The sequence below is a fragment of the Actinomadura graeca genome (assembly GCF_019175365.1).
GTDB classification, from domain to species: Bacteria; Actinomycetota; Actinomycetes; order Streptosporangiales; family Streptosporangiaceae; genus Spirillospora; species Spirillospora graeca.
In genome coordinates this window covers 2,918,195-2,936,371 of sequence record NZ_CP059572.1, presented here as the reverse complement: position 1 = coordinate 2,936,371, position 18,177 = coordinate 2,918,195, and the positions used below count along the sequence as shown (strand labels likewise).

At 70.7% G+C, this 18,177-nt stretch carries 14 protein-coding genes; 7 read left to right on the top strand and 7 right to left on the bottom strand.

The window, feature by feature from the left end; all coding sequences use genetic code 11:
- Positions 1-10: 10 nt before the first annotated feature.
- The 4 genes from AGRA3207_RS12905 to fxlM form a co-directional block, all read right to left on the bottom strand.
- A complete protein-coding gene (locus AGRA3207_RS12905) occupies positions 11-1,087 on the bottom strand; it encodes a lanthionine synthetase C family protein (RefSeq protein ID WP_231334858.1) in 1,077 nt (358 codons plus the stop codon).
- The gene (locus tag AGRA3207_RS12900; RefSeq protein WP_231334857.1) at positions 1,084-3,879 is read right to left on the bottom strand and encodes a lantibiotic dehydratase; all 2,796 of its coding nucleotides are present in this window, start codon (positions 3,877-3,879) and stop codon (positions 1,084-1,086) included. Before AGRA3207_RS12900 ends, AGRA3207_RS12905 begins: the two co-directional genes overlap by 4 nt.
- Positions 3,880-3,988: 109 nt before the next feature.
- Complete coding sequence (fxlA, locus tag AGRA3207_RS12895) at positions 3,989-4,150, bottom strand: FxLD family lanthipeptide (protein WP_231334856.1); 162 nt, start codon at positions 4,148-4,150, stop codon at positions 3,989-3,991.
- 16 nt (positions 4,151-4,166) lie between these two features.
- On the bottom strand, positions 4,167-5,432 hold the full coding sequence (gene fxlM, locus AGRA3207_RS12890; RefSeq protein ID WP_231334855.1) for a methyltransferase, FxLD system: 1,266 nt from the start codon (positions 5,430-5,432) through the stop codon (positions 4,167-4,169).
- A 1,369-nt stretch (positions 5,433-6,801) separates the two neighbouring features.
- On the opposite strand from fxlM, the gene AGRA3207_RS12885 reads away from it, so the two are divergent.
- The 7 genes from AGRA3207_RS12885 (at position 6,802) to AGRA3207_RS12855 (ending at position 15,072) form a co-directional block, all read left to right on the top strand.
- Positions 6,802-8,007 carry a helix-turn-helix domain-containing protein gene (locus AGRA3207_RS12885; protein ID WP_231334854.1) on the top strand — a complete coding sequence of 402 codons (1,206 nt, stop codon included), beginning with the start codon at positions 6,802-6,804 and terminating at the stop codon, positions 8,005-8,007.
- 90 nt (positions 8,008-8,097) lie between these two features.
- Positions 8,098-9,312, top strand: a complete 1,215-nt coding sequence (locus AGRA3207_RS12880; protein WP_231334853.1) for a helix-turn-helix domain-containing protein — start codon at positions 8,098-8,100, stop codon at positions 9,310-9,312.
- Positions 9,313-9,934: 622 nt separating this feature from the next.
- Positions 9,935-11,149: a helix-turn-helix domain-containing protein gene (locus AGRA3207_RS12875; protein ID WP_231334852.1), complete on the top strand. Its 1,215-nt coding sequence runs from the start codon at positions 9,935-9,937 to the stop codon at positions 11,147-11,149.
- 92 nt (positions 11,150-11,241) lie between these two features.
- Positions 11,242-12,459, top strand: a complete 1,218-nt coding sequence (locus AGRA3207_RS12870) for a helix-turn-helix domain-containing protein (protein WP_231334851.1) — start codon at positions 11,242-11,244, stop codon at positions 12,457-12,459.
- A gap of 588 nt (positions 12,460-13,047) precedes the next feature.
- Positions 13,048-13,233, top strand: coding sequence for a hypothetical protein (locus AGRA3207_RS12865; protein WP_231334850.1), 186 nt, complete (start codon positions 13,048-13,050; stop codon positions 13,231-13,233).
- A 190-nt stretch (positions 13,234-13,423) separates the two neighbouring features.
- Complete coding sequence (locus tag AGRA3207_RS12860) at positions 13,424-14,587, top strand: thiolase family protein (RefSeq protein WP_231334849.1); 1,164 nt, start codon at positions 13,424-13,426, stop codon at positions 14,585-14,587.
- A 38-nt stretch (positions 14,588-14,625) separates the two neighbouring features.
- Entirely contained in the window at positions 14,626-15,072 is a 447-nt protein-coding gene (locus AGRA3207_RS12855) for a winged helix-turn-helix transcriptional regulator (RefSeq protein ID WP_231334848.1), read from the top strand.
- Positions 15,073-15,075: 3 nt separating this feature from the next.
- Here the strand turns inward: AGRA3207_RS12855 and AGRA3207_RS12850 are convergent, their stop codons facing one another.
- The 3 genes from AGRA3207_RS12850 to gcvH are packed head-to-tail and all read right to left on the bottom strand — an operon-like array spanning position 15,076 to position 18,165.
- Positions 15,076-16,449 carry an L-serine ammonia-lyase gene (locus AGRA3207_RS12850; protein ID WP_231334847.1) on the bottom strand — a complete coding sequence of 458 codons (1,374 nt, stop codon included), beginning with the start codon at positions 16,447-16,449 and terminating at the stop codon, positions 15,076-15,078.
- A gap of 52 nt (positions 16,450-16,501) precedes the next feature.
- Positions 16,502-17,764, bottom strand: coding sequence for a serine hydroxymethyltransferase (locus tag AGRA3207_RS12845; RefSeq protein WP_420830910.1), 1,263 nt, complete (start codon positions 17,762-17,764; stop codon positions 16,502-16,504).
- Complete coding sequence (gcvH, locus tag AGRA3207_RS12840; RefSeq protein ID WP_231334845.1) at positions 17,761-18,165, bottom strand: glycine cleavage system protein GcvH; 405 nt, start codon at positions 18,163-18,165, stop codon at positions 17,761-17,763. Before gcvH ends, AGRA3207_RS12845 begins: the two co-directional genes overlap by 4 nt.
- Positions 18,166-18,177: the final 12 nt, after the last annotated feature.

Sequence of the window (18,177 nt, the reverse complement as noted above, 5' to 3'; positions counted from 1 at the left end):
TGGCCCTTCGTCAGCACAGCAGGAGGCAGGCGTCCCAGGAGGTCGTGTTTCCCGCGACGGTCACCTCGGCTCCGGCCGTCCCGTCGAGGAAACCGGGTGCCTCGTCGGGTGCGGGGGTGGTTTGCCGGTGCAGGTTCAGCAGTGGGGAGAGGGGGATCGGCGTGCGTGCGTCGGCGACGATTCGCCGTGCGATCGCCACGAGCCCACCTGTTCCGTGGCAGAGGCCGCGGCAGGTGAGGCGGGCCAACTGCCCGGGGTCGTTCACGCACGCCGCGAATGCCGCTTCGGCCTTGAGCCGGCGCGCGGTATCGCCGAGGGCGCGGGCGGCGAGTTGCTGGGCTCGGGCGATGCCTGGAGTGCCGTAGCACCACGACGGCCGCAAGGGGCCCTGTTGCCGGGTGGTGCCCCGATGTAACTCGTCCAGCGTGATGATCTCCGGCCACCACGCGTGGCCGCGGTCGGTCTGACGTTCCCAGTGATCAAGCCACTGGCAGATGCGGACGAGGGCCGCTGGCTGTCCGTCGGCTTGGACGCCATCGCTCATCGTCAGTGCCATCAGCGCGAGGGGCCCGGCGATACCGTGAGCCATCCCGTGGTTGCCGTGGCCTCCGGCGGGACCGGGCTTGGCGTATTCGGGGCCGGTCGGGCACCACCAGCCGGGGAGCCCGTCGAGCGGCTCGGTGAGCCGGACCAGGTAGGCCAGCACCTCACCGAGCAGGCCGAGAGCGCCGATGCGGCGAAGGGCGACGCCGAGTCCGGTCAGCCCGCGGATGAGATCGAATTCGGCGTAGACGGGGCGCCGGCGTTGGTCGATGCGCCGGTGGGCGGCTTCCAGGCGACGGCGCGTCACCGTCGCGGTCCCTGCGGCGGTGACGGCCTTGGCGTGGGCGAGGCCTGCCTGGTCGGACGCGGCGAGAACGAACGCGAGGGCGGGCGCGCCGTAGTAGAGGCTGGCTCCGGCGGCGATGCTCACGCCTTCGGAGGCCGCCTCCTGCAGTGCTGCGTACGCGGCTTCCCAGTCGCCGGTTTCCAGGTGGAGGAGGGCGATGCCGGCGGCTCCGTCGGCAAGGTTCTGCCCTCTGCTCATAACGCCCTGCTTGTGGAGCCTCGGTCGCGGCGTCCGGTGTGGCGGTCGCTGTTGGCGATGGCGCGGGCCAGCCGGAGGCAGTGCCATTCGGACGAGGTGTCGATGCCGATCATCCGGGCGTGGTGCAGGTGCAGCAGGTCGGCCAGGATTTGGTCGGTGTCCAGTCCGTCGCAGTGGGCGAGCGCTCGGTAGGTGGCCAGCGTCCCCGCTAACTCCGCGTCGTGGTCTGGGTAGGCGCGGATGCGGGCGAGCTGGGCTGGATCCAAGCGTGACCCGGTGCGGTGCGGCACGTGATCGACGAGCCACTGCGCGCCGTCGCCGCCGGTGAACCCCTGAGCGATAGCGATCATCCCAGCGGCTGTGGCGGCCTCCCGATCACCCGCCAGCCGCCCGAGGACGGCGCGGGAGTCGGCGGCGAAGACCGCTTCGGCCGCGGTCAGGGTCGGGCCGGTTCCGTGGCGGGTCTCAGGCCGGTAGGTGGCCAGGGCATAGTCGGCCATCAATCCGTCGTGGTGCAGCTGATCGGCCCAGAGGGCGAGGTCCTGGGCGGTGCCCGCGAATCGGCTCGTGTCGCACAGCGGTATCCGGAGGCGTAGGTGGGGTGCCGGGTCGGGGTAGCGCAAGAACCACCAGCCTGCGGGGAGTTCCGGGAGACGGGCGAGGATGTCGGTGAGGACGGCCTGGGATCGGCCGAAGAGCCGGGCGTCCAGCCACCGCGACCGTCCGGGACGGTGCTGGAGGGTGCTGACGGGACGGGCGGGCCGGGCGGGTCGCCGCGGGCCCGGCGGCGTCGAGGTGAGGGTGAGCAGGAGCTCGGCCGGTCTGCCGCCGATCCAGCCGGACGATGCGGCGGCCTCGGTGAGGGCGGCGCCACGGTGCCGGTGAAGGTGGCCGCGCAGTACCGCCAGGTGGGCGGGCTCGTCCAGATCCAGACGTAGCCGCATGTCGTCGAATCCCCGGCTCTGACTGATCAGCACCTCGCGCGGCACCTCATGCCGTTCGCGGTACCGCTGCCACGCGGCCCGCCAGTGCGGCCACGGCGCGGCGCGGCCGGGCAACTCGGCCTTGGAGACGGCCCAGCGGGCCGGGTGCAGGACTGAGCGGCCCCGCCGGATCCTCGGGAGGAAGGGCAAGCCGCTCGCGTGCCCCCAATCGAACCGGGCGCACGGGGCGGTCCACGCCGTCCAGATCTCGGTCAGGAATCGGACCAGGGGCTGCTGGGCGTTCGGCAGCCGCACGCAATTGAGCAGCAACGGTTCGACCGGTCGGCCGGTGATGCGGGATACCAGCCACAGCCGCTGCCCGTCACCGGCCACTGCCAGGTCTGCGAGGGTCAAGGGCGGATCGGGGTGGAAGTCCCCGACGGGCAGGACGGGGAGCAGCTCGGGCGCGCGGGCGACGGTGGCCAGGCGGGCTCTGAGCGGAGGTCCCGACAGTTGGACGGTGTCCGCGCCGGCCATGGCGGTGGGCAGGTCCGCGTAGACATCGCGGAAGCGCTCCAACTCCTCTGAAGTAAGCAGGTGCAGGAACCGGGCGGCCGAGACGCCGGCGTGGCGGGCACCGCTCACCACGGTCAAGATGAACGCGCCCCGGTCCAGGTCGTGGAGCGTGCGGGCGGCGAGGGTGAAGCGGAGTTCGGTGTGGGGGATCGGTGGCCGGTCGTCGTCGCCGCGCAGCGACGCGATCAGATCGTCATCGAGGACGACCTCTGTGCAGCCGCCTAACGCCGATCGCTGGGCGAGGTCGGCGAGGAGCGCGTCGCGGGACGTGAAATCCGCGGAGGCACGATGATGTGAGCCCCGGTACCCGGCGGGAAACCCGAGGATCGTCACCACTTCGCCCAGCGGCACGGCTGCGCCCGGCCCCCACCGTTCGATGAACGCGCGATGGTAGGCGGCCCAGCCGGGCAGGCGCGGCGCCACCGCGGTGAGCGCGCCCGCCGCGTCCTCGGCTGCGGCCACCACCGCGGGAGGCAGGGTCGCCGAGCAGCCGACACGCAGGTCGACCGCGATCCGGTCGCCAGGGTCGGGCAGATCCATGTGGCGGCTCAGATGCGCGGACGGGTCGGTCACGGTCATCGGCGCCCGGATCGCCGATAGCAGCACCCCGGCGTCCACCAGTGCGGCCAGTAGCCGCTCGGCCTCGGCCATACCGCCTGGCAGAGTGTCGGCGACCCTGGCGGTCAGGTCCCCGAACGGGATCGCGGAGACGGCCGTCTCGACCGCCGTTCGCACCGGAGCGGTCAACTCGATCTCAACGTCCCACAGCCTGTCGTGCTCGGTGCGGGCGCACGGCAGCACCCACCTGCCACCACGGGCGTATCCGAGGGAGTTCGTCATCACCGCGACCGTGCGCAGCACCGGTAGTGTCCGCTCGGCCAGCGCGGTTCGCTCGGCGATGAAACCGTCGTCGGGACGGGTCACGGCATGATGCCGCCCGCTCCAGCGGACCGACGCGCGTGAGCCGAGCTCGACGGGCGCCACACCGGCGAAATACCCGAACGGGGTCGCCCGGGTCGTCCACCTCAGCAGGTAACGGACCGTGGCCTCCACCAGGCGCCGCAGCCGGCGTGTCCTGACCGGTTCGCCAGCCAGAGCGCGCGTGATCTGGGCCGCGAACTCGGGAGCGGCAACTGTGACGGTCGTCGCGAACCCCGGCAGCGTCCACGCCTCCCGCAGCCACTCCAGCCACTGTCCGGGCCGGTCGGCGGACAGGTCAGGCCAAGCGGGCAAGACCAGATCATCGGAGTAGGCGGCGGCCCTGATGAAGGCCACGTCCGCCGCGTGGAACACGGGTCGCTCACCGTACCGAAGGTTGGAAGGGCAGCCGTGCGACAGGCCGGGACCCGGCCCTCAGCACGCGAGGCCGCGGGTAGCAAGCCCCGCCAGGGTGAGTCGGGCGTCAGCGCCTGTACGTGTCGACCTCGTCGGCGTTGGTGGTGCAGGCGTCCGAGCCGGTGTTGCCTGAGCCGCAATCGTCATCGGTGCTGGTGGCGTGGCCGCTCATGGTGTCCCCAGAGTCGACCAGACGGACGTTCAGCTGGTACTGCTCATCGTGCTCCATCAGGGGCTTTCCCTTCTCATCGAGAGGTGACGGTGGGGAAGTTCAGAACCATGCGGCTGTGCGGCTTGTCCAGGACGGTCCCGCCCGGCAGGTCGCCCTCGGGAGTGCGTGCCGGCAGGACGTTCAGAATCGGGGATGGACCGTCGGCCTCCAGCCACGCACGCATGTGCTCGACCATCTGCCCGGCCGCCGCAGCGGCGCGGGGCCCGTGGGCGATCGCGCCCAGATCAAACAATCTGCCGGTCCAGCGCAGTGCTGACCGGTAGGAGAACGCGCCCCCATCGAGGATGGCGGGGGCTCCGAACCGCCACGACGGCGCGACGATGCCGGACTCGACGGCCGCCGCCTGCGCCGTCAGAACCACGAACTCACCCGCCTCGGCGGCGAGGCGGGCGGCCAGCCACAGATCCAGGTCGGACAGCACGGTGCGGGGCGGGAGGCTCACACCGGCCCATGCCTGCTCGCGGGGCTGGGTGAGCAAGTCGGCGGCCATGCCACCCAGCGCCTCTGGGGCCATGTGTCGGCCCTCATCGAGCCGCAGGTGGACACCAGGGGCGATATCGACGTACCGCATCCGGTGGGCTCCGTCGCCCTGCATCGAGACGAACCCGCACTGGCGGTGGCTGTGACTGGCCAGCCGGTTCCCCGAGCGTTGCAGCGCCCACGACCGGGTCATCCCGAATGTGCGCAGCGGGACCACCAGCACGCCATCTGGGGTGAGCTGTTCACGCCACACCGCCGGGATGTCCCAGGCCGCTGCGGTGACGATGATCAGGTCGTAATGGCGGCCCGGTTCGACCGGGTGCTCGGCGTCCGCGCACACAATGGTGACGTCGTTGTAACCTGCCCGCTTAAGGCAGGAGGCCGTCCGATCGGTCACCTCGGGGTCGATGTCGACGGTCGTGACCGACCCTGCCGACCCGACGAGTTCCCGTAATAGCGACGCGTTGTAGCCGCCGCTCCCGATCTCCAGAACATCGCGGCCCTCCAGGCCGCCGAGCGCGTCGACCGCCTGACCGAGCATTTCCGCGATCAAGTACGGCGCCGACACCGAGCCGGTGGTCTCTTCACCGCGCCTGCTGGTGATGACCGCGGTGTTCGCGTACGCCTTTTCGAGCGGGACGCCTGGAGTGAACACCTCGCGGGGAACCTTCCGCATCGCCCGCTCCACAACGGCGGGCATCTTCAGGCCCTTGGCCGTGTGGTCGACGATGATCGTGTCGACAAGGGCGTTACGGAGCTCCTCGGCCCGTTCGGCGCTGCTCGCGGTGTCCACGCCCACGACACCTCCTGGGGACGGTGAGAACCGGTTTGTGAACCGGCCACGATGCGATGTCATCGCGGGAGAGCTTCCTTGCCGTACCCGACCACATGCGGCGCGGCCAGAAGGGATCTTCGAGGGTGCTGGATCCGGTCGGTCATGGCGCTCTTCGATGACGACGGTCGTCTTAGCTTCCGGTGAAGTCGGACTGAAGTCGACCTAGGAGCCGCCACATGTTTTGCTCTCTGCCGACACTGCCCGGCGAACGATGAGACGTGACAGTCGATCATCGCCGCCGAGACCTGCTCCGAGGACTGGGGCTGGGAATCCACACCTTCGCTCGGTTCGTCGAGTGAACGGCCTTGAGTAGCCGAATCATCGATGATCTCGGCTTCACATGTGACCCAGTGAACCCGGTGGCCTCTCATCCGAACGGCAGCGCCCCCGGCGGCTGGCAGCGACCATGGGCAAGTTTGGCAGAGGAACGTCAGCACAATCAACGATCTTGTCGGTGCCTTCGGCGCAGTCGCAGTACCCGCGTCGACTTCCGATGAACGGACCCAAGATCTGTCTCGTGATCCTAAATTGTGCATAATTCTCCCTGACCGACATGCCAGCATAAGCATGGATCTCAGCGCTAGTCTGGTTGGCAAAGGTCACGTCCGTCCGCAGCCTCCAGCTGGCTCGACGCTATCCACATTGTGACCCTTGCCGCTGAGGTTATCCACGATTGCACCTCGCAAGGTTGGCCGTACCCTCGCTGGCCTAGATCGGCCTGGCCCAGGCATCTTCGAGCTCGGCGGCTCGGCGATCCGGCCTTGCGCTTGGGACGTGATTGATGAATTGTCGACCGGTTGATTTCGTGGTATGTGCGGGCCAGGGCGCCTTTGGGGTCATTCGGTCGTTCTTCGGGCTCACGAGAGACCGTGAACCTTGTGGGGTGCAGGCGATTACAGACTCACTATGTGCGATCAAGGTGAGCGACCAGCGGTGCGAACTGACGGGCCGAGGGTCGGCGAAGCGGAAGGTCCATTGATCAAATGCCACGTGCTCCAGTTGTCACTGTTAATGACCTTTGTTCATTGGTCAAGAACACCAGCCGGAGGCGGGCAGAGGGTAAGGAGAGGTGGGATCCATGCCGGGTACTGAGGAACCGCCACCACGACGGTCATCGTCGGCACCGTCTCCTTCGGTGTCTGCGGTGGGGCGTCAGGCGGTCGGCGCGGTGCCCGTTGACGGGTCTAATACGGCGCTTTTGGAGGGTCCTGGGTGCGTCGCCATGGATGGGCCTTGACTGAGGAAGTAGTGCTGCTCGTGCAACGGCCCTGACGAGGTAGGGCCTTGCGCCGTAGCCTGTGGTTGTCGAGACGCTCTGGAAGGGTGCAGGCCGATGTATGACGAGGCCACCATCGGGGCCCGACTCCGGGCGCTGCGCCGCTGGCGCGGGATGACGCTGGACCAGCTCGCCGGGCAGGCGGGGCTCAGCAAGAGTTTCCTGTCCCGGGCCGAGCGTGGCCATCGAGCGCTCGATCGCCGCTCGCACATCTCCGCCCTCGCAAGGGTGCTCCGTGTCTCGGAGACCGATTTGGTGGGCGCTCCGCACCTGACCACCGACCCGGCTCAAGCCGAGCCGCACACTACGGTCCCCGCCATCCGCGCTGCGCTGACGACCAATACCCTGACCGCACCGGTGGCCGACCGGGCGCGCCCCTTGCCCGAGCTGGTCGCCGAAGTGGTGCGGATCGACCGTCAGAACCATCTCGTCGAGGTCGGACGGGAGCTGCCCGCGGTCATCGACGAGCTGCACGTGCACGCGTGCGCCCCCGCCGATGAGGCCGCTCATCGGGTCGCGCTTGAGGCGCTGATCGAGGCGTTCCAGAGGGCCGTCTTCACCAGCAAGGATCTCGGATACAGCGACCTCGCCCATATCGCTGCGATGCGCGCAGCCGAGGTGGCGGGCATCCTCGACACCCCCGTCACCACCGGCAAGGCCGCGTCACTGCGCATCCACACGATGCCCACGACCACCCGAGAGCTGAGCCTCACCGCGGCCGAGGACGCGGCGGACGCCCTTGAACCTCACGTCCACGACGACCTCGGCGTGCAGGTGCTGGGGATGCTGACGCTGGCGGCCGCCCTCATGGCCACGGTGCTCTACAAATACGACCGGGCGGAGCACTGGCTCGATCAGGCCGCGGAACTCGCCGCATGTACAGCCGACGACCCCGGCGGGAACTGGGGGGCGTTCTCCCTGACGAACGTCGGTGTCTGGAAGGTCAGCCTGGCGACCGAGCGCGGCGAAAGCGGGAGGGCGTTGCTCGACGTGGCCAAGGCCGTCGACGAGGAGAAGCTGATCCCACGTCGGGGGCGTCACGCCACGTTCCTCGCCGATGTCGGCCGTGGGCTGGCACGCGAGCCTCGTTCGCAGCGCGACGCCATGCAGTGGCTCCGCCGCGCGGAAGCCGTCGCACCCCACAAGATCCGCAACTCGATGCCCGTCCGGGAGACGGTCGGGGCGATGCTGGCCCGTGCCGCGGACGCCGCCGGTGGTCGTGAGCTGCGCGGGATGGCGGCGCGGATGGGCGTCCCGCATTGATGATCTCGCGGGCCGTCGCAAGCGGCCTTACGAGAACGGCAGCGCGCCGTAGCCTGTGGTTGTCGAGACGCTCTGGAAGGGTGCAGGCCGATGTATGACGAGGCCACCGTCGGGGCCCGACTCCGGGAGTTGCGCCGCTGGCGCGGAATGTCCATGCAGACGCTCGCCGATCTGGCCGGGCTCAGTCAGGGACATCTGTCCAAGCTGGAGAACGGGAAGGTCGCGCTCGACCGCCGGTCCCATATCGCCGGCCTCGCCGCGGCGCTGAGGGTATCGGAGGTCGATCTGGTCGGCGGTCCGCACCTCACACCTGATCCGGTGCAGTCGGCTCCGCACGGTCACATCCCCGCCTTACGCGCAACCCTTCAGGCGAACGCCCTCATGTTGCCGACGACGGATTGGGCCCGGCCGTTGGCGGATCTGACCGCCGCAGTGCTGGACGAACTGGAGCCGCTGCGGCGGGCCTGCGACTATACGGCGATCGGTGAGCGACTTCCCGACGTCCTGGACGAACTGCACGTCCATACTGCCGACCCGCACGACGAGCAGGCACAGCGGATCGCGCTGCGCGCCCTCGTCGAGGCGTGCGTCTGCGCGACCTTCACCGCCAAGAACCTCGGGTACCCCGACCTCGCCTACGCCGCCGCAGCCCGTGCGGCGGAGGCCGCGCACCGCTTGGACGAGCCCGTGCAGGTGGGCAAGGCCGCCTTCCTGAAGGTGCAGACCATGCCGAAGACGTCGCAAGAGCGGACACGCCTGATGGCCGGGCACGCAGCGGACGCCCTGGAGCCGTATGCCGGTCGGCCGGGAGCGCTGGAGACGCTCGGCATGCTGACCCTCTCCGCGTCGCTCGCCGCCGCGACGCTGCGCGACAAGGCGGGCGCTGAGCACTGGCTTGCCGAGGCGGCGCGCCTGGCGAAGCGCGTGCCGGACGAGCCCATGACGAACTGGCAGTCCTTCAGCACCACGAACGTGGGCGTCTGGCGGGTCACGATCGAGGTCGAGCAAGGCGCCGCAGGGGCGGCGGTCCTGGAACTGACGAAAGGGATCGACGAGGCGAAGCTGGGGCGGTCGAGCCGCAAGGCTTCGTTCTTCGCCGACGTCGGCTGCGGGCTGGCCCGGGACCGGCGGACGCAACGCGAGGCCCTGCACTGGTTCGGCCGGGCCGAGAAGGTGGCGCCGCAGCGGATCCGCAACAGCCCCACCGTCCGCGAGGCCGTCGCGGTCATGCTGGCGCAGGCGAAATCCGTGGCTGTCGGCCGTGACCTGCGGAGGATGGCGGCCCGGATGGGCATCCCGCACTGACATTCATCTCTGCATAACCCTCTGTCATCACACGATTACCGTCCTGTCTCATGGAAGCGACGACGGCCGCGCATTTGGAACGGTTAGGGACTGAGCTGCGGGAGCGTGGGTGGCACGCCACTGTGTGCACCGGGGCTGGTGGTAGGCAGGCGCTCAATGACGAGATCGTGGCTGATGAGGCCGTCTTCCGGTGGGGCTGGGGGCAGGGCATCGGCCCGCTGACGGAGACGCCGGGTGTCGCCGATCGCATCATGCACGTCTTGCGTGGGGCGGGCGTATGAGCGTGGGCGCGGTGTCGCGGGCGCGATAGGACGCCGCATCCACTCAACTGTCGTGCAGCTGGACGCCTGGGCGGACTGGGAGGCACCCGCGAGCGAGGCTGCGCGACCGGCACGGGTCTCCTGCCGAGGCGGTGATGGATCCGTGCTCGCCGCCCGGCCGACACCGCCCCCGTCGGCCGGGCGGCTTCTTGCTCCGGCGCGTCCGGCAGGACGGGGTGCCCGGGGCGCCACCATGGAGGAGCCCTCGGCTGAGGGAGAACTGCTCATTTGACGGTCCTGACGAGAACGGCAGCGCGCCGTAGCCTGAGGTCGTCGAGACACTCCGGAAGGGTGCGAGGCCGATGTACGACGAGACGACCATCGGTGTCCGACTACGAGCGCTGCGCCGCTGGCGCGGGATGTCCATGCAGGCCCTCGCCGATCTGGCCGGCCTCAGCCAGGGGTTTCTGTCCAAGGTGGAGAACGGCAAGGTCGCGCTCGACCGCCGGTCCCATATCGCCGCCCTCGCCACGGCGTTGAAAGTGTCGGAGGTCGATCTGGTCGGCGGTCCGCACCTCACTCCCGACCCGGTCCAGTCGGCGCCACATGCCGCCGTTCCCGCGCTGCGGGCAGCGATCCAGACCAACTGGATCGGAGACGCGGCGGTCGAGCGGGCGCGTTCGCTGGCCGAGTTGCTCGCCGAGATCCGGTCGCTCGACGCGGTATTCCACTCCTGCGACTACCTCGCGCTCGGCGCACGCCTGCCCAGCGTCATCGACGAGCTGCACTGGCACATCGCGGAACCGGTGGACGAGGCCACGGAGCGCGGCGCGCTGACCGCGCTCGTCGAGGCTTACATGTACGCCACGTTCCGGACCAAGGACCTCGGCTACGCCGACCTGGCTCACCAGGCGGCGTCGCGTGCGATGGAGGCGGCCCGGCTGACCGGCGATCCGGTGACCGTGGGCAAGGCCGCCTATCTGCGGGTGCAGACCATGCCCCGCGAGTCCTCGTGGAGCCGAGCGCAGGTCACCGCCGAGCGGGCGGCGGGGGTGCTGGAGCCGCACGCGACCGAACCGCTGGGCCTTCAGGTGCTCGGCATGCTGAGCCTGTCGGCGGCGATGGCATCGGCGGTGCAGCACAAGACGGCTGCGGCTGAGGGCTGGATGGGCGAGGCCCGAACGCTTGCCGCCCGCGTGCCCGACGACCCGGAAAACTGGTCGGCGTTCTCCGCCACGAACGTCGGCGTCTGGGACGTCGCCATCGGCGTCGAGGTCGGTCAGAGCGGGGGCGCCGTCCTGCGACTCGCCGAGGCGGTCGACGAGGAGACGATCAGCGTGAGGCGGTCTCGGCATGCGGCATTCCTCGCCGACGTCGGCCGGGGCCTGGCACGGGACCCGGGCTGCCAGCGGGAGGCCACCGGGTGGCTACGCCGGGCGGAGGCGGTCGCACCGCAGAGGATCCGCAACTCGACCGCGGTCCATGAGACCGTCGGCGTGATGCTCGCCCAGGCCAAGGCCGCTGCCGTCGGTCGTGAGCTGCGCGGGATGGCCGCGCGGATGGGCGTCCCGCATTAGTGATCTCACGGGCCCTCGCCTAGCAGCCTGACGAGATGCGAACGCGCGCCGTAGCCGAGGTTGTCGAGACGCTCTGGAAGGATGCGGGGCCAATGCATGACGAGGCCACCGTCGGGGCCCGACTCCGGGAGTTGCGCCGCTGGCGCGGAATGACGCTGGACCAGCTCGCCGGGCAGGCGGGGCTGAGTAAGAGTTTTCTGTCCCGGGCCGAGCGTGGCCATCGCGCGCTCGATCGTCGTTCGCACATCTCCGCTCTGGCGTCCGCGCTGCGGGTGTCGGAGACCGACCTTGTCGGCGGGCCCCATCTTGGTGCCGACCCGCTTCAGGCCGACCCGCATACCGTGGTCCCCGCGATCCGGGTCGCCCTCCAGACCAACACCCTTGCCGCGCCTGGCGTCGAGCGCGCCCGGCCGATCGAGGACCTGGTCACCGAGATGCACCGCATCGAGCCCTACCACCAGGCATGCGACTATCTGGAGGTCGGAAGGTCGCTGCCGTGGCTGCTGGACGAACTCCATCACCACGCCTGCGATCCCGCCGACGAGGCGGTCTACCGGACCGCACTGGAGACCCTCGTGGACGCGTGTGTCGCCGCGACGTTCACGTGCAAGGACCTCGGTTATCCCGATCTGGCGCACCTGGCCGCCGTCCGGGCCGAGGAGGCCGCGGGGATCCTGGACGATCCGGTGCGGCGTGGGCAGGCCGACTTTCTTCGCGTCCACACCATGCCGCGGGCGGGCTCGTGGGACCGGACGCTCCTCGCCGCCGAGCGCGCCGCTGATCGCCTGGAGCCGCACGCGGATGGTGGGAGCGGACGTGAGGTCCTCGGCATGCTGACCCTGTCGGCCTCGCTCGCGGCGGCGGTGAACCGCGACCCGGACCGCGCCGTCGACTGGATCGGCGAGGCTTCACGCCTGGCCGCGCGGCTGCCGGACACTCCCGACGACAACTGGATGAGTTTCTCGGCGACGAACGTCGGGGTGTGGAACGTCGCCGTGAACGTGGAGTGCGGGCAGCGTGGCGGCGCCGTCCTCGATCTGGCCCGCGAAGTGGATGAGTCCAAGCTCGTGCACAAGAGCGGTCGGCACGCGGCCTTCCTCGCCGACGTGGGCCGTGGGCTGGCCCAGGAATCCAAGACCAGAGCCGAGGCGGTGCGGTGGCTGTACCGCGCAGAGGCCACCGCCCCGCAGTGGATCCGCAATAGCAAGCCGGTACGCGAGACCGTCGCCGTCCTGCTGAAGCAGGCCCGAGCAGCCGCCGGAGGCCGTGAGCTGCGCGGAATGGCCGCGCGGATGGGCGTCCCCCACTAGTGATTTCGCAGTCTGTTGTCACTTGGCAACCCAGCGTGTTCAGTGGCCCATACCGTTCTGACCCATGGAAGCGACGACGGCCGCGCATTTGGAGCGGTTAGGGACCGAGCTGCGGGAGCGTGGGTGGCACGCCACTGTGTGCACCGGGGCTGGTGGTAGGCAGGCGCTGCATGTCTGCAACCCCCGCGCGCCTGGGCTCAATGACGAGATCGTGGCTGATGAGGCCGTCTTCCGGTGGGGCTGGGGGCAGGGCATCGGCCCGCTGACGGAGACGCCGGGTGTCGCCGATCGCATCATGCACGTCTTGCGTGGGGCGGGCGTATGAGCGTGGGCGCGGTGTCGAGGGCGCGATAGGACGCCGTGCCCACCCCTTCGTCGCATCGCTGGACGCCCGGGTGGAGTGGAAGCCCCCGTGGGCGAGGCTGTGCGACCGGCACGAGCGCTCTGGCGGCACCGGCGCCTCGTGTCCGCCGCCCGGCCGGCATCACGTTGTACCCGCCCCCGCCGGCCGGGCGGCCCTTCTGCGACGCGGCGGTGCGTGCTTCTTCCCGTGCCACGCGCCGCCGCGTCCAGGACGGGAGGTGACCGGTGCCTTTAGGTCCCGAGCGTGCCCGGCGCCTTGGTGAGGCGCTGGCCGCCTACAACCTCGTCCTGGACAACATGCTGACCGCCCGCCGCCACTTCCAGGGCGAGCGCGTCGAGTCGTCCGGGATTCGGGTGTGGGGCGACATCGTCGAGCGTGCCGCCGCCCGGCAGCGTGAGGCCGAGCGGTAGAAGCCGGGGCGGCGCCGCCGGGGCAGGTGACCACCGGCGGCGCCGCCCCACCCAGCGGCATTGTGCTCAGACGGCGCTGACCCGGTGGGCGGCGATGGCGGTGCGCCCGTCGGTGTTGCCGAGAGGGGAGGGTTGTTTTCTCGAACTTGCTCAGCGCATACTGAGTTGGAAATACAGACGGAGGTGGGTCGTGCGGGACGCGGTGATCGTGGAGGCGGTGCGGACTCCGGTGGGACGGGGCAAGCCGGACGGGGCGCTGCACGCCGGGCATCCGGCGGACCTGCTGGCGCGGACGCTGGCGGTGCTCGTCGAGCGGGCGGGGATCGACCCGGCGCTGGTGGACGACGTCATCGGCGGCGTCGTGACCCAGGCAGGGGAGCAGGGGGCCAACATCACGCGGACGGCCGTCCTCGCCGCCGGGTTCCCCGAGCACGTGCCCGCCATGACGGTCGACCGGCAGTGCGGGTCCTCGCAGCAGGCGCTGCACATCGCCGCGCAGGGCGTGCAGAGCGGCGCGTACGACGTCGCCATCGCGTGCGGGGTGGAGTCGATGTCGCGGGTGCCGATGGGGTCGGCCGTGCCTCCCGGTGTCGATCCGTACGGGACGATGCTCGCCGAGCGGTATCCGGGCGGGCTCGTGCGGCAGGGCATCAGCGCGGAGCTGATCGCGGCGCGGTGGGACCTGCCGCGTGAGGAGCTCGACGCGTACGCGTACGAGTCGCACCAGCGGGCCGCGGGGGCGTGGAAGAACGGCGAGTTCGACCGGGAGGTCGCCTGGACGGGGTGGCGGGACGAGTCCGTCCGCCCGGGGACGTCGCCGGAGGCCCTCGCGGGGCTCCCGCCCGCCTACCGGGACGAGCGGGTCGCGGAGCGGTTCCCCGAGATCGGCTGGCGGATCACCGCGGGCAACGCCTCCCCGGTCAACGACGGCGCCGCCGCGGTGCTGGTCGTGGCCGCGGACGTCGCCCGGCGGCTCGGGCTGCGTCCGCGGGCCCGGTTCCACGGGTTCGCGGTGACCGGCGACGACCCGCTGCTGATGCTCACCGCGATCATTCCCGCCACCGGGAAGGTGCTGGCGCGCTCCGGCCTGGACCTGGACGACATCGACCTGTTCGAGGTGAACGAGGCGTTCGCGCCGGTCGTCCTGGCCTGGCAGCGCGAGACCGGCGCCGACCTCGCGCGGGTGAACGTGCGCGGCGGCGCCATCGCCATCGGCCACCCGCTGGGCGCCAGCGGCGCGCGCCTCATGACGACGCTGCTGCACGCCCTGGAGGACCGCGGGGGACGGTTCGGGCTCCAGACCATGTGCGAGGCCGGGGGGCTCGCCAACGCGACGGTGATCGAGCGGCTGTGACGGTGAGCGGGGCGGGTCCGGCGGCTAGGCTTCCCGGTATGCCGAAGGACGCCGATCCGCGCGAGTGCTCCATCGCCGACACCCTGGACCTGGTCGGCGAGCGCTGGAGTCTGCTGGCGATCCGCGAGCTCAGCTATGGTGTGCGGCGCTTCGACCAGATCGTCCACAACACGGGCGCGTCCCGCGACATCCTCACGGCGCGGCTGCGCAAGCTGGAGTCCCACGGGGTCATCCGCCGCGAGCGCTACAGCGACCATCCCGTCCGGCACGAGTACCACCTGACTGCGGCGGGCGCGGAGCTGTGCGACGTCCTGCTCGTGCTGATGCGGTGGGGCGACCGCCACCTGCATCCCGACGACCCGCCCGTCCGGTGGCAGCACTCCTGCGGCGAGACGGTCAGCCCGCAGGTGGTCTGCCGCCACTGCGGCAAGGAGGCGCGGGAGGGCGCCCACTCCCCGACGGGACGGGGCGCCCGCGTCGGCTGACCGTCAGCACTCGATGACGTTGACGGCGAGGCCGCCGCGTGAGGTCTCCTTGTACTTGTCGAGCATGTCGCGGCCGGTGTCGCGCATCGTCTTGATCGCCTTGTCGAGCGAGACGAAGTGGCGGCCGTCGCCGCGCAGCGAGATGCGGGCGGCGCTGATGGCCTTGATCGCCCCGATCGCGTTGCGCTCGATGCAGGGGACCTGGACGAGGCCGCCGACGGGGTCGCAGGTGAGGCCGAGGTTGTGCTCGATGCCGATCTCGGCGGCGTTCTCGACCTGCTCGGGGGTGCCGCCGAGGACCTCGGTGAGCCCGGCGGCGGCCATCGAGCACGCGGAGCCCACCTCGCCCTGGCAGCCGACCTCGGCGCCGGAGATCGAGGCGTTCTGCTTGAACAGCACGCCGATCGCGCCCGCGGTGAGCAGGAACCGGACCACGCCCTCGTCGTCGCGGCCGGGGACGAACCGGTCGTAGTAGTGCAGGACGGCGGGGACGATGCCCGCCGCGCCGTTGGTGGGGGCGGTGACGATGCGGCCTCCGGCGGCGTTCTCCTCGTTGACGGCCAGCGCGAAGAGGGTGACCCAGTCCATGGCGTGGAGGGGGTCGGACGCCTTCTCGGCGGACAGCTGGCGGTGCAGCTGCGGCGCGCGGCGGCGGACCTTGAGGCCGCCCGGCAGGAGCCCCTCGCGGGTGCAGCCGCGGGTCACGCAGGCGCGCATCACCTCCCAGAGCCCCAGCAGGCCGTCGCGGATCTCCTGGGACGAGCGGCCGAACGCCTTCTCGTTCTCCAGCATCAGCGCCGAGATGGACAGGCCCGTCTCGTGGCAGCGTTCGAGGAGCTCGGCGGCGGTGTCGAACCGGTGGGGCAGGACGGTGTCGTCCGGTTTGATGCGGTCGGCGCCGGTGGCGTTCTCGTCGACGATGAAGCCGCCGCCGACCGAGTAGTACACCTTGGCGCGGATCTCCTCGCCGGACTCGCCGAGGGCGGCGAACCGCATCCCGTTGGGGTGGCCCGGCAGTGACTCCTTGCGCTCGAAGACGAGGTGGTCGTTCACCACGAAGGGGACCTCGTGGTCGCCGAAGAGGCTGATGACGCCGCGTTCGCGCATCGCGGCCAGGCGCTCGTCCACCTTGTCCACGTCGACGAGCTCGGGCTTGTCGCCTTCGAGGCCCAGCATGACGGCCTTGTCGCTGCCGTGGCCCTTCCCGGTGAGGCCGAGGGAGCCGTAGAGGACCACCCGCACGGACGCGGTCTTCGCCAGGAGCCCGTCCTCGTGCAGGCCGCGCGCGAAACGGTGCGCCGCCGCCATGGGGCCGCCGGTGTGGGAGGACGAGGGGCCGATGCCGATCTTGAAGAGGTCGAAAACGCTGATGGCCATGGCTACCTCCGTGTGGCGCCCCCTCCGCGGGCGCGGAGGGGGCGGAGGGCGCTTACAGGTCCGGGTACAGAGGGTGCGCGTCGGCGAGCGCCTTCACCCGGGCCGCGAGCGCGTCACGGTCGGGGGAGGGCTGCAGGGCGAGCGCGATCACGTCCGCGACCTCGGTGAAGTCCGCGGCGGTGAAGCCGCGGGTGGCGAGGGCGGGGGTGCCGATCCGCAGGCCCGAGGTGACCATCGGGGGACGCGGGTCGTTCGGGACGGCGTTGCGGTTGACGGTGATGCCGATGCCGTGCAGCAGGTCCTCGGCGTCGCGTCCGGTCAGCTCGGAGCCGACCAGGTCGACCAGGACGAGGTGCACGTCGGTGCCGCCGGTCAGCACCTTGACACCGGCCTTCGCCGCGTCCTCGGCGAGCAGGCGCGCGGCGAGGATCCGCGCGCCCTCGACGGTGGCGGCCTGCCGCACCCGGAACTCCTCCGACGCGGCGATCTTGAGGGCGACCGCCTTGGCGGCGATCACGTGCTCCAGCGGGCCGCCCTGCATACCGGGGAACACCGCGGAGTTGATCTTCTTGCCGTACTCCTCGCGGGCGAGGATCAGGCCGCCGCGCGGTCCGCCGAGCGTCTTGTGGGTGGTGGTCGTGACGATGTCCGCATGCGGGACGGGGGAGGGGTGCAGCCCTGCGGCGACCAGCCCGGCGAAGTGCGCCATGTCGACCATGAGCAGCGCGCCGGCCGAGTCGGCGATCTCGCGGAAGGCCGCGAAGTCGAGCTGCCGCGGGTACGCCGACCAGCCCGCCACGATCATCTTCGGGCGGTGCTCGGCGGCGAGCGCGGCGACCTCGTCCATGTCGACCAGGCCGTCACCGGCGCGGACGTGGTAGGGCACCACGTTCAGCACCTTGCCGGAGTAGTTCAGCCGCATCCCGTGGGTGAGGTGCCCGCCGTGGGCCAGGTCGAGGCCGAGGATCGTGTCGCCCTGCTGGAGCAGGGCGAAGTAGACGGCGGTGTTGGCCTGGGCGCCGCTGTGCGGCTGGACGTTGGCGTGCTCGGCGCCGAACAGGGCCTTGGCGCGGTCGATGGCGAGCTGCTCGGTGACGTCGACGTGCTCGCAGCCGCCGTAGTAGCGCCGGCCGGGGTACCCCTCGGCGTACTTGTTGGTCAGGACGGAGCCCTGCGCCTCCAGGACGGAGACGGGCGCGAAGTTCTCCGACGCGATCATCTCCAGCGTGCCCTGCTGGCGGCGCAGCTCGGCGTCCAGTGCCGCGGCGACCTCGGGGTCGGCCGTGGCGAGCGGGTCGTGTAGGCCCACGGTCAGCCCTCCTCGATCAGCTTGCCGTACTCGGCGGCGTCGAGCAGGTCGCCCGGCTCGCCCGAGACGCGGACCTTGAAGATCCACCCCTCGCCGTACGGGTCGTCGTTGATGATCTTCGGCTCGTCCACGACCGCGGCGTTGACGGCCGTGATCTCGCCGCTGACCGGGGCGTACAGGTCGCTGACGGACTTGGTGGACTCCACCTCGCCGCAGGGCTCGCCCGCCTCGACGGCGTCACCCTCGGAGGAGTGCAGCTCGAGGTAGACGATCTCGCCGAGGGCGTCGGCGGCGTGCGCGGTGATGCCGACGGTGACGATGCCGTCCTCGGGGACCTGCTGGGCGGGGCCGAGACCGGCGACCCACTCGTGCTCTTCGCTGTAGCGGAGCTGCTCCGGAACGCTCACGTTTCTTCTCTC